23 protein-coding genes are annotated in these 20,533 nt (G+C 38.6%); 8 read left to right on the plus strand and 15 right to left on the minus strand.

Annotated elements, in window-relative coordinates:
• The 3 genes from JI666_RS11000 to JI666_RS11010 form a co-directional block, all read right to left on the minus strand.
• Entirely contained in the window at window positions 1–1,248 is a 1,248-nt protein-coding gene (locus JI666_RS11000; protein WP_206891699.1) for an ABC transporter permease, read from the minus strand.
• Window positions 1,245–1,985, minus strand: a complete 741-nt coding sequence (locus JI666_RS11005) for an ABC transporter ATP-binding protein (RefSeq protein ID WP_206891700.1) — start codon at window positions 1,983–1,985, stop codon at window positions 1,245–1,247. The genes JI666_RS11000 and JI666_RS11005 overlap by 4 nt, the downstream gene beginning before the upstream one ends.
• A 77-nt stretch (window positions 1,986–2,062) precedes the next feature.
• A complete protein-coding gene (locus JI666_RS11010; RefSeq protein WP_206891701.1) occupies window positions 2,063–2,530 on the minus strand; it encodes a PCYCGC motif-containing (lipo)protein in 468 nt (155 codons plus the stop codon).
• A 306-nt stretch (window positions 2,531–2,836) separates the two neighbouring features.
• Here JI666_RS11010 and JI666_RS11015 point away from each other — a divergent pair, with 306 nt between their 5' ends.
• Entirely contained in the window at window positions 2,837–3,280 is a 444-nt protein-coding gene (locus JI666_RS11015; RefSeq protein WP_286170746.1) for an HIT family protein, read from the plus strand.
• 34 nt (window positions 3,281–3,314) lie between these two features.
• Here the strand turns inward: JI666_RS11015 and JI666_RS11020 are convergent, their stop codons facing one another.
• Complete coding sequence (locus JI666_RS11020; RefSeq protein WP_206891702.1) at window positions 3,315–4,214, minus strand: hypothetical protein; 900 nt, start codon at window positions 4,212–4,214, stop codon at window positions 3,315–3,317.
• 179 nt (window positions 4,215–4,393) lie between these two features.
• On the opposite strand from JI666_RS11020, the gene serC reads away from it, so the two are divergent.
• Entirely contained in the window at window positions 4,394–5,482 is a 1,089-nt protein-coding gene (gene serC / locus JI666_RS11025; RefSeq protein WP_206891703.1) for a 3-phosphoserine/phosphohydroxythreonine transaminase, read from the plus strand.
• A 129-nt stretch (window positions 5,483–5,611) separates the two neighbouring features.
• A complete protein-coding gene (locus JI666_RS11030; RefSeq protein WP_206891705.1) occupies window positions 5,612–6,130 on the plus strand; it encodes a tryptophan transporter in 519 nt (172 codons plus the stop codon).
• 39 nt (window positions 6,131–6,169) lie between these two features.
• Here JI666_RS11030 and JI666_RS11035 read toward each other — a convergent pair whose 3' ends face one another.
• Entirely contained in the window at window positions 6,170–6,568 is a 399-nt protein-coding gene (locus tag JI666_RS11035) for a YkvA family protein (protein WP_206891708.1), read from the minus strand.
• A gap of 124 nt (window positions 6,569–6,692) precedes the next feature.
• Window positions 6,693–6,890 carry a hypothetical protein gene (locus JI666_RS11040; protein ID WP_136948137.1) on the minus strand — a complete coding sequence of 66 codons (198 nt, stop codon included), beginning with the start codon at window positions 6,888–6,890 and terminating at the stop codon, window positions 6,693–6,695.
• 225 nt (window positions 6,891–7,115) lie between these two features.
• On the opposite strand from JI666_RS11040, the gene JI666_RS11045 reads away from it, so the two are divergent.
• Entirely contained in the window at window positions 7,116–7,484 is a 369-nt protein-coding gene (locus JI666_RS11045) for a YtxH domain-containing protein (protein ID WP_206891710.1), read from the plus strand.
• A 71-nt stretch (window positions 7,485–7,555) separates the two neighbouring features.
• Window positions 7,556–8,128, plus strand: a complete 573-nt coding sequence (locus tag JI666_RS11050; RefSeq protein WP_136948135.1) for an HTH-type transcriptional regulator Hpr — start codon at window positions 7,556–7,558, stop codon at window positions 8,126–8,128.
• On the opposite strand, the gene JI666_RS11055 is transcribed toward JI666_RS11050, so the two are convergent.
• Window positions 8,125–8,466 carry a DUF1878 family protein gene (locus tag JI666_RS11055; RefSeq protein ID WP_206891713.1) on the minus strand — a complete coding sequence of 114 codons (342 nt, stop codon included), beginning with the start codon at window positions 8,464–8,466 and terminating at the stop codon, window positions 8,125–8,127. The two genes, JI666_RS11050 and JI666_RS11055, sit on opposite strands and share 4 nt — an antisense overlap.
• Window positions 8,467–8,705: 239 nt before the next feature.
• Here JI666_RS11055 and JI666_RS11060 point away from each other — a divergent pair, with 239 nt between their 5' ends.
• Entirely contained in the window at window positions 8,706–9,248 is a 543-nt protein-coding gene (locus tag JI666_RS11060; RefSeq protein ID WP_206891715.1) for a DUF3267 domain-containing protein, read from the plus strand.
• A 133-nt stretch (window positions 9,249–9,381) separates the two neighbouring features.
• On the opposite strand, the gene JI666_RS11065 is transcribed toward JI666_RS11060, so the two are convergent.
• Window positions 9,382–9,978, minus strand: coding sequence for a YpmS family protein (locus tag JI666_RS11065; RefSeq protein ID WP_206891717.1), 597 nt, complete (start codon window positions 9,976–9,978; stop codon window positions 9,382–9,384).
• A 117-nt stretch (window positions 9,979–10,095) separates the two neighbouring features.
• Between JI666_RS11065 and JI666_RS11070 the strand changes: the two genes are divergently transcribed.
• Complete coding sequence (locus tag JI666_RS11070; RefSeq protein ID WP_211201486.1) at window positions 10,096–10,284, plus strand: hypothetical protein; 189 nt, start codon at window positions 10,096–10,098, stop codon at window positions 10,282–10,284.
• Window positions 10,285–10,672: 388 nt separating this feature from the next.
• Window positions 10,673–11,578: a peptidylprolyl isomerase gene (locus JI666_RS11075; RefSeq protein WP_206891719.1), complete on the plus strand. Its 906-nt coding sequence runs from the start codon at window positions 10,673–10,675 to the stop codon at window positions 11,576–11,578.
• Window positions 11,579–11,619: 41 nt separating this feature from the next.
• Here JI666_RS11075 and JI666_RS11080 read toward each other — a convergent pair whose 3' ends face one another.
• From JI666_RS11080 to JI666_RS11110, 7 genes are all read right to left on the minus strand, one after another.
• On the minus strand, window positions 11,620–11,895 hold the full coding sequence (locus JI666_RS11080; RefSeq protein WP_211201487.1) for a sporulation YhaL family protein: 276 nt from the start codon (window positions 11,893–11,895) through the stop codon (window positions 11,620–11,622).
• A gap of 84 nt (window positions 11,896–11,979) precedes the next feature.
• Window positions 11,980–13,266, minus strand: a complete 1,287-nt coding sequence (locus JI666_RS11085; RefSeq protein WP_206891720.1) for an MDR family MFS transporter — start codon at window positions 13,264–13,266, stop codon at window positions 11,980–11,982.
• A gap of 83 nt (window positions 13,267–13,349) precedes the next feature.
• Window positions 13,350–14,315, minus strand: coding sequence for a 3'-5' exoribonuclease YhaM (gene yhaM, locus JI666_RS11090; RefSeq protein WP_206891721.1), 966 nt, complete (start codon window positions 14,313–14,315; stop codon window positions 13,350–13,352).
• Between the two features lie 70 nt (window positions 14,316–14,385).
• Window positions 14,386–15,747, minus strand: a complete 1,362-nt coding sequence (locus JI666_RS11095) for a sensor histidine kinase (RefSeq protein WP_206891722.1) — start codon at window positions 15,745–15,747, stop codon at window positions 14,386–14,388.
• Window positions 15,744–16,409, minus strand: coding sequence for a response regulator transcription factor (locus JI666_RS11100; protein WP_206891723.1), 666 nt, complete (start codon window positions 16,407–16,409; stop codon window positions 15,744–15,746). Before JI666_RS11100 ends, JI666_RS11095 begins: the two co-directional genes overlap by 4 nt.
• 15 nt (window positions 16,410–16,424) lie before the next feature.
• The gene (locus JI666_RS11105; RefSeq protein WP_206891724.1) at window positions 16,425–19,205 is read right to left on the minus strand and encodes an ATP-binding protein; all 2,781 of its coding nucleotides are present in this window, start codon (window positions 19,203–19,205) and stop codon (window positions 16,425–16,427) included.
• Entirely contained in the window at window positions 19,202–20,446 is a 1,245-nt protein-coding gene (locus tag JI666_RS11110) for a metallophosphoesterase family protein (RefSeq protein ID WP_206891725.1), read from the minus strand. The genes JI666_RS11105 and JI666_RS11110 overlap by 4 nt, the downstream gene beginning before the upstream one ends.
• Window positions 20,447–20,533 lie beyond the last annotated feature (87 nt).

Consider the following 20,533-nt stretch of genomic DNA (forward strand, 5'->3'; position numbering starts at 1 on the left):
TCACTTCTGAACTACTTTAAGCCAAAGGTAGTTCATAAACTTGAATTTCTTCGATCGATTGCCAAGGGTAGCAAACACTACTGCCGCAGCTCCCGCAAGTGCAATCAGCATAAACTCAACAAAGTTAAGGTGAAGAACAAGTGAAAGAAGTGCAAAAGCAACAGCCTGAGTACCAAGCAGACGAATTAGAAGAGTCCGATATGCTTCTTCTTGATTTGCGTCAGATATCGGATACAGCTTTACCATAACATGTGACTGATAATGTGGGTATAGAGTTCGCAACTGGACAGCTGTCAAATAGACAATAAGCGCTGCACCAATCATTCTACCTGTTTCACTTGGCACAAATGCAATAAGAGCTAATCCTACAAGCAAAAGGCGTATGTAGATGCCAAAATATTCATTGCTGCGGATAAAGGCTTTCTGGTATAGCGTTGCATAAACCGTATTCATAGGAAGAACTTTTTCTGCAAGTGCACTTAACATGCGTCTGTGTTTAACAGATTGCTTTAGCTTAGGAACATCAGTAAATAAATTTGCTGTTCGGTAGAACCTCATACTTTGGTGCTCGTCGATTGAAAGTAGCCTCTGCCACTTTATCGAATACTTTTTTTGAAGCGGTAAATACAGAAGGAACAGAATGCCAACAATCAATCCTACTGCAAAAGCGACATAAAGCCACTGAGCTTGAATCAGCAATAAGTATGTAATCAGCATAGTAAGTAACAGCCTTAAAAGGATATAACCAACTACTGATCGATGTGCAGGTTGGTGAAGTTCCAACCATTTCATAATTACGTTTAGGCCTTTTAGAACTATTGAAACTGAGATAACAAAAACATAATATCCAGTTCCTGCGTTTGTTTCATGTTGATATAAAGGTGCAAGAATCGTCAACACCACAACTGTCGTAAATACCTGGAGCAGAAAGCTGTATATAAGGGATTTACGAAAATAGCCATTTAGCCTTCCTTCAGCCGGCAACAAAAAAACAAGATCTGCTTCGTATAAGAAAAAACGAAGTGGAGTTCGAACGAGTACAACTGCTGCGATGCCGGTTATAACGACTAAGCCAGGAAACGATTCTGGTAGAACCTTAAGTAATTCACTGTAATAATACGCTCCAAATATTAACGTCAGAACGAGGGTGAACAAAAAGCTACTGTTCCCTATTAATCGAAAATAGCGAAGAGCAATACTCCAAAATGCCCCCGATCTCTCCTTCCATAACGTATCAAGCTGCATCATTTTCCACTCCTGGTCGCTTCAATATAAATATCGTCAAGCGTAGCAGCTGATTGACCAATTTGGTTTTGCAACTCATTAAGCGTGCCTGACATCACAATTTTCCCATCATGAAGAATAATAAAGCGATCGCAGTATCTTTCGGCTGTCGAAAGAATGTGTGTGGACATTAATACACCTGCACCTTCTTCCTTCATTTGTAGCATTGTATCAAGAAAAGATTGAATACCAATCGGATCAAGTCCTACAAAAGGCTCATCTACAATGTATAGAGAAGGTTTCACAAGAAAGGCACACATAATCATGACTTTCTGTCTCATCCCTTTAGAGAAATGTCCCGGGAACCATTTTTTCATATTTGTCATCCGAAATTCTTTCAAAAGATCTTCAGCACGATCTTTCCATTCGTTGTCTAACTCATATGCAAGAGCAGTTAATTGTAGATGCTCCCATAGGGTTAATTCATCATATAATAGCGGGGTCTCAGGTATATAAGAAACCTGTTTACGATAACCATCTTTATCTTCAGAAAAAGTTTTTCCTGCAACACGAATATTACCTTCCATTGGATCCAGGAGGCCAAGAATATGCTTAATGCTAGTACTTTTTCCTGCACCATTTAAACCAATTAATCCTACAATTTCATTTGGTCCTACGTTTAAAGATAGATTGTGAAGAACTGGTTTATTCGCCTGGTATCCACCAGTAAGATTACTAACTTCCAAAATTGAATTTGTCATAGAGGTCCTCTCATTTCTTCATTTGCATTTATTTTAACAAATTTTTTGTGGTCGAGTGAAGTTGCGGCTTACCCGCTTTATACTTCAGGAGTTGGCGTCGGCGTACCATATCCTTCTTTATACGCTTCATCAATTCGTTCTCTAATTTCTTTCACAGTTTTCCCTTCATTAGACCAACTCATTGATTGAACTGCAATATCAAGACAAACGCCGCATTTTGTACCATGATCATCCCACGTCATTTCGCTATCATTCTGATAATTTATAAAACAATCATAGTTGCTTGTATGCCCAGCAGTTTCCCCACATCCGCAGTAACAGGGAATGGATTCTAGCAGATCTTTATTTTGTGCAACTTCTGCATATATAGTTTTGACAGTATCCTGCTTATCTTCAAGGAATGATGGAAGTATGTCTTTATGAGCTGTCGTTTCTCTTATATCGCCATTTACCATATGTGTCTTATTGTGGTCTTCACTTCCGCAACCTGAGACGATCCCAAGAGCAAGTATACCGATACATGCTGACATTCTGATTCTCTTCAACTTTTATCCCCTCCTACTCATCTATCTGTCCATATCTTACCGTGTTTTGGCAGGAGTTTCTAGAAACCCTCTTAGAAGTTCGTAAAACATTTGAAAATAGTTGAATAGATCAATGAATTTGCGAACATCCTTATAGAGAGTGTGACGTCTTCCCTGAAATAAGTTACACTCAGGGCTCTGCACCCCCGGCAGAGCCCATTTTCTTTATTTGCTAGTGTATTTTACTACTGATTTATTATTTCTAGTAAAGTGAAATAATCTTAACTGATAGAAAATTATGGTACGATAAATAAAAAGAGTGAAAGGATGATGATGATGATGAGCCATTCACCAGATTGCATTTTCTGCAAAATTATTAACGGAGACATTCCCTCTGCGAAAGTGTATGAGAATGATGAGGTACTTGCCTTTCTTGACATTACACAAGTAACGGAAGGGCACACACTCGTCATTCCAAAAAAACACCAACAAAACATTTACGAACTCGAACCTGAAACAGCATCAAAGCTATTTGCTGCTGTACCTGAAATTGCTAATGCTTTGAAAGCGAATTTCGCACCTCAAGGCATGAACATTCTAAATAACAATGAAGCTATCGCTGGTCAGTCAGTATTCCATTATCACCTCCACCTGATCCCTCGTTATGGTAAAGGAGATGGATTTGGTGCCGTTTGGAAAACGCATGAAAATGATTATGATGCCGATACTTTACAGCGTCTCGCTGAGGGTGTCCGTTCGCAATATCAGTAAAAAACATTAAATGAATTAGTGAAAAGGAGACCCATTAAGGTCTCCTTTTTCTTTGTGATCGCGTCATATTCTTTAACGTATGAAATCCATTTGGTTCGATCCAGTCTGGATGATCAAACGTTTCATCTAAATCCGTTAACATCATAGTCATTTTCTTTCGTAAACTACCATTCCATCTTAATTCATGGATAAATTCTTCTCGATGTCCACCGTAACCAATCATTGATTTTAGCTCATTTAACAAGTCAGCCTGCCACATAGATGGAAGCTTCGACTCCCCTGGTATATCCATAAATCGAACAAATGACCCCTGTCTAAGATAGGCATGCGGAAAGTAATACGCATAGACTCGTTCGAAATGCTCTCCTGTTTTAAGCGTTAACTTCCCGTTTTGGTGTTCCTTAAGAACATAACTACCTTCAGTACGATTTAATAATTCTAGCTGTTCTCGATCGACAAATGTGACCCAGACTTCAGTGGTTGCCCCTTTCACTGGAGCTATCACAGCAGGAAGAGCTCCATAAGGCGCAAGAAATGATCCCGCTACTACATCGGTATCCGTAATTTCTGCACGATAATAAAGAATGAAATCATTTAAATCTGGATTTAGGCTAAATTTGTATCTTAACTGCGCAAGACACACATTCGATCCGTATGCTAGCAATGGAATACGATCTTCAATTGGAGACAACCCTTCCTTCCTTATTAATTCTTCTACCGTATATTGCTCAGAAGAAGCGAATGCCAATGAGCCTGAAACATCTTCTCCCCTTGCATAATGAACGATCTGCTTCTCAACAGGTACACTTTCTTTCTCTTCAATGCGATGCGCTTTCCCGTTATGGTATAGAAAAGAGGAAGAGGGTCTTGGCCCTGGATAAATATCTGGATGATCATATGGTCCAATAAGTGTTGGCTTGTTTTCTCGATACATTCTTCAATACACCACTTTCTGTTCATTCGATTCTACAAGAATAGCAAAATATGCAATAAGAGCAAATGCTAAATATTCTAAAAGATTAGAAAAAAAACATAGCAACGGTCATTATTTTAATGATAGGATAATGACAAGCTAAATCAAGTCGCATTACATCGCTAAAGGAGTGTCTACTAGTGGAACGTCGTTATAATTTCAACGCTGGTCCTTCAGCATTACCTCAGGAAGTGCTGGACCACGCTCAATCAGAGCTTCTCAGCTACCAGCAACTTGGTATGTCGATAATGGAATTCAGTCACCGCAGCAAAGAATACCAGAAGATTCATGATGGAGCGAACGAACTGTTAAGGGGATTATTGAACATACCAGATGATTATGAGGTACTCTTTCTCCAAGGGGGAGCAAGCCTACAGTTCTCTATGATTCCTATGAACTTTCTCACTGAAGGTAAGCAAGGTAACTATCTTATTACTGGAAGCTGGTCCCAGAAAGCCCTAAAAGAAGCTGAGAAATTAGGACATACTTTCATTGGCAGCAGCAGTAAAGACAATGATTTCCGTAGCATTCCTGATATGGATACGATTAAGTATAATGATCGTGACGCTTACGTGCATCTCACTTCCAACAATACAATCCATGGTACCCAATGGAAAAGTTTCCCCGAAAACCATCAGTCGAATTTCATTGCTGATATGTCGAGCGATATTCTAAGTCGTTCTCTACCTATTGACCAATTTAGTCTTATTTATGCTGGTGCTCAGAAGAACCTTGGTCCTGCTGGTGTCACAGTCGTGATTGTAAAGAAAGACATGCTTAAGCACATTCCAGACAACCTTCCAACTATGCTAGACTACCGAACACATGTGGATAAAAAATCTCTATATAATACCCCACCATCTTTCGCCATTTATATGCTCTCACTTGTTCTTCAGTGGACAAAGAAGCAAGGTGGTATTCAAGCAATTGAAAAAATGAACGCAGAAAAAACAAACCTCCTCTACGATACTATTGATGGAAGCAGAGGTTTTTACAACGGAACAGCTGAAAAGCAAAGCCGATCATCCATGAATGTTACATTCAGGCTTCCTGGAAAAGAACTCGAAGAATTATTTCTTATAGAAGCAGAGGAAGAAGGATTTGTTGGTCTAAAGGGACACCGTTCAGTTGGAGGCTGTCGAGCTTCACTATACAACGCTGTACCGATCGAATCAGTCCAAGCACTATGCGATTTTATGCACACATTCCATCACAAACACAATATTTAACACTTTAAAATTAGATAATCGTTTGTTATTATAAATAAAACTAGTTCTTTCGCAGCAGGCACATAGCGCACTGATGGAGAGAACACCGTCTTTTGGCGGAGAATGAGATGAGAAGAGGAGAGATTTTTAATGAAAACGAAAAATTTAGTATTAATGGCTTTACTACTTGGGATTGGCACGATTCTTCACGCCATTATTCCTGGTCTTATATCTGGAATGAAGAACGATATGCTTCTTACAATGATGTTTCTTGGGATTCTGTTGTTTCCTGAACGTAAAAGTGTACTCGTACTTGGGCTTGCAACTGGCGTAATTTCAGCTGCAACAACTACATTTCCAGGTGGACAACTTGCTAACATAATTGATAAGCCGATTACTGCTTTTGCCTTTTTCGGACTTTATCTACTTGTTCAGCGCTTTGGTCAGTCATTAATTACTGCTGGTGTACTAACTGCAATTGGTACGATGATTAGCGGAGCAATATTCCTAGGAGCAGCACTCGTATTTGCAGGACTTCCTGGCGGCGCTGCATTTACAGGTTTATTCCTAACAGTAGTCATTCCAACTGCTGCAGTAAACACCATCGCTATTGTACTAATCTATCCAGTTGTACAATCTATTCTTAAACGAACAAGTTTTGCTTATTAAATAAATATAAGAAAACCGGCCATTTTCTGGCCGGTTTTCTTATATTCTAATTCCTGTTTCCCACTCACGAAACTTCTGTAACTCCTGTTTCAACTGACTTGCAACAAACCCAATAACTGCAACATCGTCAAGTAACCCCACTCCTGCTAAAAGATCAGGTACAGCATCAATTGGGCTAATAAAATAGAGCAATGCACCCACGATCATAATGACAGACTTCTTTGAGATATCTCGATAGCTCCCCTTCCTCACTTCCTGTACAAGCCTCGAGAATGTTTTCACATCAACCCACATTTCATCCATACCTTTTCTACCTTTGTATAAAGCTCCCTTTTTCAATGAGTCAACTGAAATCTCATTAAGTTGATCTTTATCTTTTACAACAGATACAGCTTTTTTTGTCATTCGCTTAAATACGCTTTTAACCATTCGATTCATTTTCACACGCTCCTTCATTACCCTTCTCTCTATAAGATACCTCAATTGAGCGCGTTTCTAACACAGTACACTAAAATTTTTATGTTTGTGAAGTGAAATCCGTGGGGAAAATATAAAATGACTGTTAAAAAAGAAGCATTGCCATCGATACGCCAAGAACTAGAAAGACAATAGCACATGTACCAAACAAATATGCACTTTTTTGCTTTCGAATCATTTGTTCGTTATGAAACGAATATTTTCTAATGAGTAATAACCTACTTATCATTGCCGTAAGCAGTAAACTACCTACAACTATTAGAATGAAAATGAATCCAGCCATATCCGTTCCTCTCCTTTTTGCCATAACGTATACTACAAGGTATATGTGAATACACCTATTTTCATACCCTTATGGAGTTTGGGATTGATAAGCGGCTTATGTTTTTTTACCTCCATCGCTTGAAATGAGTTACAACGAAAAGAAGGAATTTACACGTACGTGGCGAACTATTGTCTAATAAGTCGATGTATTACTAGATAGATTGGATAGGAAAGGATGAGCTCCATGGGAAAAGCTAAAACATTACTAACAGGGTTTGTATTTGGTGGAATTGTTTCCGCTGCCTCTGTACTTTTAACAACACCAAAATCAGGCAAAGAAATGATCGCTGAAGCAAAGGATAAGAGCGATGATATAAAGGAAGGGTTTACAAGGCTTAAGCAAGACCTTAATGAATTAACTGCTCAAGTAAAACAATTATCTTCCGAAGGCAAAGAAGTGATACAAGAGGTTGCTGCTGATCTTAAACGATCAATTGCATCTTATCAGGAGGATATTGAGCCAAATCTTACGAGATTAAAAGATGATGTTGAAGAAATGCAGAAAACCATTGAAACGGTTAAAGATGAAGTAAACAGCCCGGCTCCGAAATAGCCGGTTTTTTTTCAGATGAATAACAATATTCTAATATAGCTTGAGAGATGAAAGAGGTAAAGGAGGAACTTATGAAAGAAAAACAGGATATATCTATTCAAGAAGCAATGATATTCAGCCACAGAATCGGACAACTAAGCAAAGCACTCTGGAAATCCGTTGAACGCGACTGGCAAGAGTGGCTTAAGCCATTTGATTTGAATATTAACGAGCATCATATTCTTTCAATTGCTTATCACCTAGACGGTTCTTCAATTTCTGATATCGCTAAGTTCGGTGTTATGCATGTATCAACAGCTTTTAACTTTTCAAAAAAGCTAGAGTCACGGTCCCTTCTAACCTTTTCAAAAAAAGAAAACGACAAGCGCAATACATATGTACAGCTAACAGAAAAGGGAGAGAGGCTTCTCCAGGAAACGTGGAAACATTATTCTCCGAATCGAGATAGCGTCTTAAAAGCATCCATGCCATTACGTGAGCTATACGGTAAGTTCCCTGAGTTCACCGAAATGATGTGTGTCATAAAAAGCCTCTATGGTGAAGACTTTATGGAAATCTTCCAAAAATCGTTCACCAAGCTTGAAAGTGAATTCTCTAAAGAACTCACTGAACAAGGTGTTGAGAATCGCTCATCATCACTCTAGCGATAAGGTGATACCTTTAAAAGGGTCTCCATAAGCTCTTGATAAAGCTTCTCCTGAGCTTGTAAAGCTTTAATTGTTGCAAGTGGGTCCAGTTTAATATTCAACATCCCTACAAAATGCGTGAGCAATGAGGATCGGTTAAGCAGTCCCTCCTCCACTTGTTCAAGCATTTTTTTGTTGACTTCTGCGCATAGTTTATACACTTCTATTAATTCTTCTTCAGTAAGCCCCTGTTCAATAACCATACGATAGAATGGGTACTCACCTTCCTCTTTCATTTTAGCAAGTAAGCGCATATGAAATTCAATCTTGTCTAATCGTTTGTGGATGGCTTCCATTCTCAACTTAACTCCTTACTTTGCGATCAATTGTACTTATAGTTTAACGGAATAGGGTCTAAATTGAAATGTATTTTCCAGACTAATCCAGCGCGAAAAAGCGCTGATTTTGTCAAAAAAATTTCGACTAATTTCTTTACAAAAAAACGTGTTGATTTCTTAATCAAATGGCTGTACAGTATACGAGTATTCATAATTAAAACAAACTTAGAAGAAAGCTACGGAAGCAGGTGACTCTTATGAATTGTTGGAAATCGATATATCTAAATCGCGAATTTGGGACTCATCGATTAACTATTTTCTCTATGCTATTAACACTATTATACTTTATTGCATTTTATCTTGTATTTAGTTTGTTATACCCGACAACAAAACATGCGATTGTACCTATATTACCGTTTCTAGGTTCCTTAGCAGTCCTTTTCCCTATTCATAAGATTATTCACTGGCTTCCTTTAACACTGGCCGGATTGAAAGCAACGATGAAGTTCGAAAAAGGCGCTTTGTTACCTTTGATGCGATGTGAAACGTGCAGTCCTATTTCACGCAATCTCTTTTTGATTGCAGCTCTATCTCCAGCAGTTAGTATTACTGCTGCTGCTATTACAGCATCGATTTATATGCCAACTTATGTATCGTTCTTCTCAATCTTAGCCGCTATAAATCTTGGATTCAGCTTCAGTGACTTTCTCTATGCTTCTCAAGTGCTACGCGCGCCCAAAAATGCATATGTAGAGGATAGAAGCGAAGGGTTCCATATACTCATTAAACAAGCTTCGTAAAAAGGATAGTGTGATTAAGATAGCAAGAAAACAGAGCGCTGATCTTCAGCGCTCTGTTCTTTTGTATAGAGGACACAGTCGTCAGTATTGAATTCTCATAAGACTTCCTTCATAATAACAATAGGACAACGATCTACTTAATAGGATAGTAGGCATCAAAAATGATCTGATCATTTGGAAGATCAAATGATCTAGCTTTCAGCCTCATATCATTCTTCAATTCTAGATCGCTTACGGCCATGTAGATTGTCCCTTTATCGGAATCGATTGTTATTTCAGGCGGAAGTGAAGCCTGTTTTTTTATAAATGAGAGAACTTTATCACTTGGGAGCTCTAGAAGGCCAATCTGAAACGATTTTTCTTTTAATAAAAGGTCTCCGTTCGGTTGAACCTGCGGCTCAAATTTCAAAAAGAAATCAACCTTTCGATCAAATATCGTAACGTACCCTTGAAATGTAGCAAGCTCATTGAGATTAACACTATACCCAATGTTATCTTGCTTTTCACTATACTTTTCAAGCTCTTGATTGATTGTTTCATTCAGTTCATCTTTCTTCATCTGTATGGAAAATGTCGTTTCAAAAGATTCTTCCTTGTTTCTCTCATTTGAGAGTTTGGCAATTTCACTTTCAGGAAAATAGTATTGATAGAATCCTACTACTCCTGCAAACAAGAGGATCACAGCGGCAAAAAGAATAATAAAGGCCGCCTTCCATCGGTTTTTAAACATTTCTAACAGCTCCTTGTGGGACGAATATTCTCCATCATACTACGGATAGAGAGTTTAGTTAAAGTAAATCGTTATATATTCTTCGAATTATCGAAATGGACTCTGGGAGGTTCTTACATGACTATAATCGGAATATTCTTCATCCTATTTGCCACGTTCATTCTAGTAACGTTCAATTCAATGACAAATGCGCTTTGTTTAAAGAAAAATATACCTGAAGAAAAGCAGCCTAATGTATTTAGAACGATTAATGTTCTTATTACCATTTTGCTCATTTCTTCATATGTAGAAGTTCTTTTCACTTAGCAGCTGACCTAAAAGATGAGGCAATCAAGCCTCATCTTTTTTTTGAGTTTTTTAGATAGACATTGTTGTTTTTGGAAGAATTTTCTCATAACAAACTACACTTAGCTGATTGGAGCGGAAATCAACCACTACATTTAGCAATACTGTCTACGAAAAAAGGCTTTAAAATAGAATGTGAATGCTGCTTTTTGGAAAGGTAGTCCATTTGTCGCAGTATGACAACCTGATCCCTATATATAATTGTATCAATCGTCGTAAATTTTACTTCTTTTATGTAATTTTTCTCATATTTCCAAATCAATTTAACTTACCATATCTTTCTATGCTATAGTATTAACTGTATCACAAACAGATTAAATATAACTAACCCTTTAGGAGTGTATCTTTGATGAAAAAAATGTTCATTATGCTTTCAGCTTTGATTGCAATGCTTGCCATCTCTGCATGCAGTAACGATTCTGCCGATAATTCAGAAGTCGTTGTAGAGACGAGTGCTGGCGACGTAACCAAAGAAGAATTCTACCAAGCAATGAAAGACCAATCCGGAGAGGCCGTGTTGAGTGATTTAGTACAAACTAAAATTCTTGAAGATAAATACGATGTTTCTGATAAAGAAGTAGAAGCGGAACTCGAGAAGATTAAAGAAAACTTCGAAACAGACGAACAGCTAGAACAAGCACTACAATCTAATGGATACAAAGATCTTGAACAGTTCAAAGTAGATGTACGCAAACAGCTACTTGCTCAGAAAGCTGCTACTGAAGGCGTAGAAGTAACTGATAAAAAGCTAAAGGAATTCTATGAGAATAACAAAAATCTCTTTACTGAATTAGAAGCAAGTCACATCCTTGTAGATGATGAGAAAACAGCTAAAGAAGTTCAGAAAAAGCTTGAAGATGGTGGTGACTTTGCGAAGCTTGCAAAGGAATACTCTAAAGACGGCTCAGCTGAAAATGGCGGAGAACTTGGTATCTTTAAAAAGGGTGACATGGTAGCTGAATTTGAAGAAGCAGCATTCGCTCTTAAAGAAGGCGAAGTTAGTGATATCGTACAATCACAATTCGGCTATCACATCATTAAGCTGAAGAGTAAGACGGTTAAGCCATTTAAAGAAGCTAAGGATCAAGTTGAAGAGCAGTACATGTTGCAGAATGCGAAAGACGTTCCAACTGTCATTGATAAGCTAATCCAGGACTCTGACATTAAAGTCAAGGACGATCAATTCAAAGACCTCTTTGATAAGAAAGAAGCTGCTCAAGAAGAATCTGATGCAAACAAAGATTCAAAAGAATAATAAAAAAACGAAAGGGACTTCGTACCCTTTCGTTTTTTTTATTAATTTTCGGTAGCTTGCTTCCTTCTTTTACGCTCTTCTTCCATTCTCTCTACATAAACACGGCCTTCTTCTTCAATATGAATCTGATCTACTTTTCTCTCTTCTGCCGTCAACTGCATGGTTTTATAACCGCTGTAAATAATTCCTGCTAATACAAAATAAAGCCACCATGGGTAACTAGAGAAAAAGCCAGATAAAGTCGAAGAAATCTCGGTAAGCTGAAGAACACTAAGAATAAATAGAAAGCCAAGGATAATAAGAACACCTTTCCTCAACGTAAGCCACTTCCTTTCCTACTCTCGTACAAGCTCATTTGATTACTACACTGTATGAAAGAATAAAGGGGAATATGCCTCAGGTTACGTTTCAGTTGGAATTTGATTTGCATCCTGTTGGCTACGAAGCTTAAACATTACACCATAAATCAATGCTGCACCTACAGCGAGTATACTAATGAGGTAAAAGGTCATTTTAAATCCTATTAATGCTGTCAATGGTATAGCTGCTGGAGCAAGTGTTCTTCCTATAGTGAACCGAAGACTACCTGCAGCGAAATATTGACCGCGCATATGCTCCGGTGCAAGTCTCGACACAAATCCTTCTTGAATACCTACAACCATAAGCTCTCCCAAAGTGAAAACAAACATCGCTATCGCAAGAATCCACACATGATTCGTATGACCAAACATAACCATACTTAAAGCATAGATCAGACATGAAGCGATAAAGACATTTCGCTCCTTATATCTGCTCATTTTTGATGTCATATACACAGTTAATAAAGCGACTAAAAGTCCATTTTCTGAAATCAGCCAGCTGAAAATACGGTTCCCATCAGCAGTAATATTGAATTTAAAAATTGATAGGACAGGTTGTTCTGGTACTGATTCACTTAAATAGACAGCGATTAACAAATCTAGCTGCATGAACGTTTGAGCTACAAGAATTCCAGCAAGAATAAATAAAAGAAATACTTTATCCTGCACAATAATTTTGTAGTCCCTCAGCTGATCCCAAATAAAGCTTGTCCACTTTGTGGAAGACTCAGAAACAAGTTTCTTTTGCATTTTATCAGGAGCTGTTTCTCGAATAAAGATTCCAATTAGGGCACTGACACCAAAACTTACAAGCGCCGCTAGTATAAGTAATTCAAACCGGTGTTGAAAGAAAAAGATTCCACCAAGAATCGGGCCAGCTACAACAGATATATTGAGTGCTGTATAAAATACAGCAAAAACGGTATTTCGATCTTTCTCTTCCACGACATCTGCTACCATTGCATGACTTGCTGGCCAATACAATGAACCAAAAACCCCAAGTATTGAGAAGCTAATAAATGTTAGCATTGGAGAGGTAAACCACGGAGAATTAGCAAGCGCGAATACAATAAACGTTATTCCTTGTCCTAGTGCAGATACAAACATCATTCGTTTTCTTCCATACTGATCTGCACAGTAACCACCAACAAGATTAGCAATAACAGCGATTACTTGAGAAAGCACAAGAAGAAGCCCTGCCATTCCCTTTCCAAATGAATCCGAAAAATATATCGCCATGAAGGGAAAGAACATCCAGAAAAGAACATTCATCATTCCTTCACCAAACAATCTAATCTTTAAGTTTCGATCCCAGTCTTTTATTCTCATAAACTTACCCCCGGTAATTGAACAGGCGCGAAAAAAAGAGAAACGGCTCCTAAGCGCGTTTCTCTTTCGTTCTTATGCCTCTATTAGCTTTCGCTTTTCAAAGCGGCCATCTGTGGCTTGTAGAATGAGCGATTATCTAGAGCGAATACTCGATCAGTGAATTCACCTGGTTCCACTTTATCAAGAGCGCGATCAAGCATATTCATTTTGGCATCAATGTTATCAATCATATGAAGGATTTCTGCTTCGCGGATCATAGGGGGCTTCGGACTTCCCCACTCTGCTTTTCCATGGTGGCTTAGAATAAGGTGTTGAAGAAGCATCACTTCTTCTCCTTCAATTTCTAATTCTTTCGCAGCTTGTCCAATCTCATTTACCATAATGGAAATGTGTCCGAGAAGCTTTCCTTCATTTGTATAGCTTGCAGCAATCGAACCAGATAGCTCAACAACTTTCCCCAGGTCATGAAGGATAATGCCTCCATAAAGCAAATCTGTATCTAACGATGGATAGAGAGCGGAAAGGGATTTAGCAATATCAAGCATGGATACAACATGGTAAGATAATCCCGATACGAACTCGTGATGATTTTTCGTTGCTGCTGGAAAAGTGAGAAATTCATTTTGATGTTTTTTAACAAGGTGTCTTGTAATTCTTTGAATATTTGGATTGCGCATTTCAAATACATACTGCGTGATCTTCTCCATAATTTCATTTATTTCTAGTGGAGCAGATTCTACGAAATCACTAACTTTGACTTGATCCATCTCTGTCGCGAGACGTATTGTCTTAATTCGAAGCTGGTTGCGACCTCTATAGTTCGTTACGTCACCTTTTACTTTAATAATTTGTTGCGCATCGAAGCTTTCCTCATCATCAGAAGATGCATCCCATAGCTTCGCTTCAATGTCTCCTGACTTATCTTGAAGAATTAACGTTAAGAAAGGCTTACCGTTGCTGGCCACACCTTTAACTGATGATTTTATTAATAAGTAGTGATCAACCTGATCACCAACACGATAATGACCGATTCCTTTAAATTCCTTCATCTTTCCACCTCCGCGGCAAAATCTATCTACCTAGTATAGCACAGCCCCACTTTGTCATTGGAGCATTACTTTATTTCTTTATTTTACTTGGAATAATAATTGTAAATACGACTCCATCTTCTATATTCGTTACTTCTGCTGTCCCTTCATGACGCTCTGCAATTTTTTTCACAATCGCAAGCCCTATTCCAAATTGCCCTTTATCACCTTTTTGAAAGGGTTCGAATAGACGCTCTTTTTCCACTGTTTCGAAAGAAATTTGTTGGCCGTCATTGTATACCTCAACTCTTACCTGTTGATCTGCTTGAATGGCACTTAGTTCTATTTTGCTACTAGCATACCGTAATGCATTTTGAACAAGATTGTCCATTGCTGTTAGCATTTGTTCACGTATGGCTGTAATTTCAATATTCTCACCAGAGATTGTAAACAAGACGTCTTCCCGCTGATACATGAATCGCTCACGAATTTCCTCTGCTAGAACTCCAAATCGAAACGTTTCAAAGTTTCCTTCAGGTTCATCAATGGAATCCAATTTAATATACGTTAGCATTGCCTTTACCCGTTGATCCATTCGATTTGACTCATTTAGGATAATCGTCATAGTATTATCAAGAGAATCTGGCATAACGCCATCTTTAATTGATTGGGCGTAGCTTTTAATAATCATTATCGGTGTTTTTAATTCATGTGAAGCATGTTGGATAAATGTTTTCTGAGCTTTGTCATAACGCATTAAATTCTGTCTCATCAACTCAAACTGATTGGAAAGCTTCTGAAATTCTTCATCACCCTCCCAGCGAAATGGCTCTTTCCAGTTACGGTTTGCAATTTGTTCAAACCGTTCCCCAAGAACAGTTAGCGGTCTCCGTAAATACCTTGCAATCCATGCAGCTGGGAAGAGACTCAATAGCAAAGCGAATAGAAGAATAATAATTAATCTCCACCATAGACGATCAATCATCTGGTCACGGTACGTATCCCACATATATGAAATAAAATAGGCTTCCTGCCCATTTACGTCAACTTTAGAGATGACATAAAAAAGGGACGCTTGATCATTATAAGTTAACTCATATCGGGCTTTATCCTTTTGTTGATCTAATGCATTTTTACGCATTTCAATAATCACTTCATCAGGAATAGGATCTCCCTGTAGCGGTCCACTATATAACCTTGTAATTAACGTGTGCCCTACTGAGCGCTCAGCGTCTCTTCGTTCAATAAAATCTTGATCCGTTTGAGGGGGAAGTGGTCCATCTTGATCTGGAAAGGTATACCGCTGCTGCTCACTCTCAATAATTTGATACGTTTCTTCAGTGAGGGTTCCCTTAATGGAAAGTGGATAGATTACTGCAATAACTACCCCAACCAGTAAGACAAGGATCATGAACGATAACCAGATCCGCTTCGTTAGGTTAAGACGAATCATGTAATCAACCGGTAACCAAGTCCGTAAGATGTTTCAAGGTTCATTCGAGGCATCTTTTTGCGGACTCGTCTAATCACATCATCGACGGCACGATCGGAGCCAACATAATCGTCGCCCCAAACATGAACTAATATCTGTTCTCTCGACAGCGTTTGATTCACATGATCCACAAGGTAAAGAATTAAATCCATTTCCTTCGTTGTTAATTCAACAGTTTCACCACGATCCAGTACTTTACGTGCTGTTGGATCAATTTCATATTCAACAATTTCGAAGCGCTTTTGTGAAGGTTGTTGATACACTCTATTCAAAAGCTTTTTAGCTCGAATGATTAGTTCTCTTGGCATGAAAGGTTTAGCAATGTAATCATCGCTTCCTAATTCAAGACCTACAATGCGATCGAGATCTTCATCTCTTGCAGATATAAAGATAACCGGAACGTCATCCTCCGCTTTAATCTTCTTTAATAATTCATATCCGTCTATACCAGGCAACATAATATCAAGAATCCAAAGATGGCATGGCTCATGAATACTCTCCCATGCCTCTTCACCACTCAGAAAGGTTTTAACCTGAAATCCTTCTTTTTCCATATATGTTTTTAGTATTTGAACTAAATTTTCTTCATCTTCGACTAAATGCACTTTGTAGGTTTCTTCCATCAATTTCACCTCATTTTATTGTACCTTTTTTGTAGAGAATGGCGTACGCTCTAGAACATGAATATTCTCTTCTAGACCCCTGGTGGTGTCCATATGACAGGTTAGTAATATCACCTGATGATCTATAGAAAACTCCTTAATAAACTCTTTCGCTTTCTCTGTACGTTTTGCATCAAAATTCACAAAAATATCATCCAGAAAAATAGGTAAACGTATAGCTGATATAGAAGCGAGGGCAAGTCGAATACAAAGGTATAGCTGTTCAACTGTGCCCCTGCTCAGCTCAGAAGGCTTGTATGCTTTTCCTCCACTATGCATCACACGAAAACCCATTCCTTCAGTAGGAGGGAAAATAGCAGTATAGCGACCATCTGTGATAAATGTGAAATAATGTTCTGCTCTTTTCAGTACAGCAGGTAGACGTTCTTCTTGATAACGGGCCTTTGCCTTTGTTAGGAGATCAGATGCCACTTTAAACACCGACCACTTCCACGCCAGTGCATTCATTTCGTCTTCCTGTTGCTTTTGCTGTAACAGAAGATCTTCATATGTACCATCTTCTGTTAATAGATGAATTCTCTCCTGTTCAGTAGCTATATGTTGGTAAACTTCCTGTTGCTTCTTTAAAAGAGACCGTTCTTCACGCTCTAATGTATTGAGTTCGTTCTCTATTTCTTCAATTGATATACGCTTTGATACTAGATCCGATTCGTCTAACTGCGAATCAATGGTTACAAGTTGGTTTATAAGCTCCTTAGCTTCCTTTTGCGCATTTCCTTTCGTTCTAAACGCTTCCTCCGTATCTGTTTTTGCCATACTCATTAATTCTTTCATTTCCTTATTGCATGATGTTAGCTTTTCGTTAATGTCATCTAGTTGTGATTCAAGGGATTGGTATTGATCACTTAGCTTTTCAATTTCTCGAATTGCTTCACGCTCTGCGTCTGCTTTCTGAAGCAAAAGTTGCATCGCATTTTCAGCATGATAATAGGTAATGTTCGTATCCTCACATAATTTCTTAATTCCATCTTCAACTACCTTTAAACTGTAGTCAAGTTCTTCTAATTGTCTCTGCTTATGATCATAATTTTGTTGTCGCTTTTTAATGGAAGTAATTCGATCAAATGCATCCAGGACTGAATGAAGTGGAAGGGTCTCAGGAAATGTATTGGATGACCTCCATTTCTTAATAGCACTCTCAATTTGATAGCGTTCTGCTTCCCAGCGATCTACGTTTTCAGCAGCTTTATTATAGGTACGGTTCAAGCGATCAATCTGGTCTTTGGCTTGCTCAACTCTCCTTCTGAGCTCAAGATCCTGGATAAGTAACTCATGATCGCTTCCATGGTCATTTTCCTTTGTAAGCGTCATTAGAAAAGCACCTATAAGAGCAATAGCTGCTGCCGCGGCCCCAAGAAGCCAGTTTTCATAAAAGCCTAATCCAAGAAAAAGGAGCACAGCTAAAATGACCATTCCTCCCTGCCATCTCCGTTTTCCGCCTGATCCTTTTTTGTTTCTGATCTTCTCTCTTTCGCTTTCAGACAAAAGCCTTGCCTTTAGTAGCTCGTATTCGCTCTCTTCTTTCTCCAATTCATCTCGAGCTGACAGAAAAGCTTCGTTTATATAGCGATACTGCTGATCAGATCGATTGCGATCTTCTATAAGTTGTTTCAGGTCTTCTCTCGCTGTAAAACTAGTGTTCACCTGACTAGCATCGTCTTCTAATAATCCAAGACTCTCTAGTTCTTCTGCAATGATAGAATCGATAGACATGATATCGCGTTCAAGCTCTTTCCGTTCTTCCGTTCTTGCTCGAAACAGAATCATTTGTTCATTCCAGTATGAAACGTCATGTAGAAACTCTTTCCACTCTGGCATGACTTCATAGCTCTCCATTTCTGCTTTCATTTTATGAAGTCTTTTCATCATACTTTCTGACTCTCCGGATAGCAGAACGGCTTGTTCTTTCCACTTATCGATCCGGATTAATCCATCCTCTGGGAATGGTTTACATTCAGGAAGTTTGTTAAGGTGCTTCTCTAATCTACGCTTTTCCTTTAAAAGAGGAAATACTCGCTTCTCCCTATCAAGTTTTCGACGCTTCCTTTGCAAGAGCTCTAATCGTTCGGTATGCTCAACAACTTGTTCTTCAAGTTCCTGTTTATTCTGAACTAACCGATTATAATCTCCGTTCTTCTTCGCCCATTCATTTGATTTTTTCTTCAATACCTCCCATTTTTCAAGCTCCTCATTTAAAAGAGGCTTTCTCCCACCAGGTTTAAACAGCTCTCCCTGTCGCTTATCAAATGTTTTTTCAACAGCTAACAGAGAAGCACCTCCACTCATACCTGCTTCATATAGAACTTGATTCCAACCGTTTTCATCATAACTTCGGTAGTCATTAAGAGTTGTGAGATTGCAAAAGAAAATTTGTCGGAAGCTAGTTCGATTCATTCCTTTTAAAAGCAACTGTAATTTTTCTTCATTACCGGTTGATCCATCAGGATAGTAAATCGTAACATCACCTAAAGCCTTCCCTTTCGTTCGTTCAATGATTACCGTTTCATTATTGCTCTCTATTGTGAGGGTTCCACCAAATCGACCATGATGGTTCATTTCGTAACTCTCATCTTGACGAGAAGGAAAACCAAACAAAATCGATTCAATGAAAGCAAGAAGAGTGGATTTGCCAGCTTCATTTTCACCGTAAATGAGGTGAATGTTAGAAGAAATATCCGTCAATTGATAATCTTCGAATTTCCCAAAACTATAAATATGTAATTCAAGAAGCTTCACTTCATATCACCTCCGTTATTCTCAATCAGGTATGAAAGTAACAGTTCCTCAGCTTCTTTCATGAGCTGATCTTGATCGTCAATTGACTCAAGCGCTTTTCTCGCTCTCCTGTGTTCAAATAAAGGTGCCAGCGCTTCTTGAAAATGATTCTCCTGATAATTGTCTGAAGTCACGAGAATATCCTTTATAAATCCATCTTGTTGTTTTAAGGTCTCTCGATCCCATGCAGGCTTTGACTTCAAAGAAAATTTATACGGCCACACAAAATGATTCTCTTCCATATCTCGGTTTAGTTGAACCGCCTGAAGAAGATCCTCTAGCTGATCTTCTTGAAGTAGTTGCGTATGTAGGTGACTAATACCAGTTAGCTCAATTTCTACTAAATGCCCTCCAGAAGCATAGGTTTCTTGATTCAAAAGCTCTTCACAAGCATGCAAGAGATCTTGCATTGTTTCATGATGTCCCAATTCTATAGCTTGCCGATGCCATGTAACATCAGAGGTTTGATGAAAAGAGGTTGAAGAAGATGCTTCACTTAAAGTTACAAGGTAGCATCCTTTAACTCCTGTCTCCTTTCGATGCGCCCCTTGTATGTTTCCTGGATAGATAACGGGTGGCTCTTCTAAAAGCTGTGCACGTTGATGGATATGACCAAGAGCCCAGTAATCAAAACCTTTTTCCGCTAATTCATTGAGCGAGAATGGAGCGTATGAAGAATGCTCTGTTTGCCCCTCAAGATTTCCATGAAGCATCCCTATTTGGAAACTCCTATCTTCCACTCTATTATATTGATCGATCATCTTTTCATTTACATGACGTGAAGGATAACTAAAGCCGTGAATATGAGCAAGCCTTTGGCCATTTCGCTCAAATTGAACCGTTTCTACTTTGCTTTTAAAGAAGTAACTACTTTCTGGCCATGTTAACTTCACCCATTCACCATCAAGCGCGTCATGATTTCCATGTGATAAATAGCTATTAATTCCTGCGTCGTGCAATCTCTGTAATTCTGTTAAAAGCGTCATCTGTGCCTTAAGACTTCGATAGCTAGTATCATATAAATCTCCTGCAAAAAGGACAAAATCGACTTTATGAGAAATCGCCAGATCAATAATGCGCCTTAACGAACGATAAGCACTATCTTTTACAAACTCATGCATGGAATTTGGAAGTCGGTTGGCACCGGAAAAAGGTCTGTCTAAATGAAGATCCGCGCAGTGCAGGAAGGATATTGCTGTCATTACTCATCTCTCCTTCGATTGCTCTTTTTACCTACTAGTTTACCACATTAAATCGAGCGCACGTTCGCACAATCTCACCTATATAAT

This window comes from Bacillus sp. NTK071 (assembly GCF_017303315.1).
Taxonomy (GTDB): Bacteria; Bacillota; Bacilli; order Bacillales; family Guptibacillaceae; genus Guptibacillus.

Excerpts from the sequence above, each read along its gene's own strand:
- JI666_RS11050 (WP_136948135.1), top strand. The coding sequence starts at position 7,556 with ATGAAAGAAAAACAGGATATATCTATTCAAGAAGCAATGATATTCAGC.
- JI666_RS11020 (WP_206891702.1), bottom strand. The coding sequence starts at position 4,214 with ATGTATCGAGAAAACAAGCCAACACTTATTGGACCATATGATCATCCA.
- JI666_RS11005 (WP_206891700.1), bottom strand. The coding sequence starts at position 1,985 with ATGACAAATTCAATTTTGGAAGTTAGTAATCTTACTGGTGGATACCAG.
- JI666_RS11000 (WP_206891699.1), bottom strand. The coding sequence starts at position 1,248 with ATGATGCAGCTTGATACGTTATGGAAGGAGAGATCGGGGGCATTTTGG.
- JI666_RS11035 (WP_206891708.1), bottom strand. The coding sequence starts at position 6,568 with ATGAATCGAATGGTTAAAAGCGTATTTAAGCGAATGACAAAAAAAGCT.
- JI666_RS11045 (WP_206891710.1), top strand. The coding sequence starts at position 7,116 with ATGGGAAAAGCTAAAACATTACTAACAGGGTTTGTATTTGGTGGAATT.
- JI666_RS11095 (WP_206891722.1), bottom strand. The coding sequence starts at position 15,747 with ATGATTCGTCTTAACCTAACGAAGCGGATCTGGTTATCGTTCATGATC.
- JI666_RS11060 (WP_206891715.1), top strand. The coding sequence starts at position 8,706 with ATGAATTGTTGGAAATCGATATATCTAAATCGCGAATTTGGGACTCAT.
- JI666_RS11065 (WP_206891717.1), bottom strand. The coding sequence starts at position 9,978 with ATGTTTAAAAACCGATGGAAGGCGGCCTTTATTATTCTTTTTGCCGCT.
- JI666_RS11085 (WP_206891720.1), bottom strand. The coding sequence starts at position 13,266 with ATGAGAATAAAAGACTGGGATCGAAACTTAAAGATTAGATTGTTTGGT.
- JI666_RS11055 (WP_206891713.1), bottom strand. The coding sequence starts at position 8,466 with ATGGAAGCCATCCACAAACGATTAGACAAGATTGAATTTCATATGCGC.
- JI666_RS11015 (WP_286170746.1), top strand. The coding sequence starts at position 2,837 with ATGATGATGATGATGAGCCATTCACCAGATTGCATTTTCTGCAAAATT.
- JI666_RS11070 (WP_211201486.1), top strand. The coding sequence starts at position 10,096 with ATGACTATAATCGGAATATTCTTCATCCTATTTGCCACGTTCATTCTA.
- JI666_RS11100 (WP_206891723.1), bottom strand. The coding sequence starts at position 16,409 with ATGGAAGAAACCTACAAAGTGCATTTAGTCGAAGATGAAGAAAATTTA.
- JI666_RS11040 (WP_136948137.1), bottom strand. The coding sequence starts at position 6,890 with ATGGCTGGATTCATTTTCATTCTAATAGTTGTAGGTAGTTTACTGCTT.
- JI666_RS11075 (WP_206891719.1), top strand. The coding sequence starts at position 10,673 with ATGAAAAAAATGTTCATTATGCTTTCAGCTTTGATTGCAATGCTTGCC.
- JI666_RS11030 (WP_206891705.1), top strand. The coding sequence starts at position 5,612 with ATGAAAACGAAAAATTTAGTATTAATGGCTTTACTACTTGGGATTGGC.
- JI666_RS11110 (WP_206891725.1), bottom strand. The coding sequence starts at position 20,446 with ATGACAGCAATATCCTTCCTGCACTGCGCGGATCTTCATTTAGACAGA.
- yhaM (WP_206891721.1), bottom strand. The coding sequence starts at position 14,315 with ATGAAGGAATTTAAAGGAATCGGTCATTATCGTGTTGGTGATCAGGTT.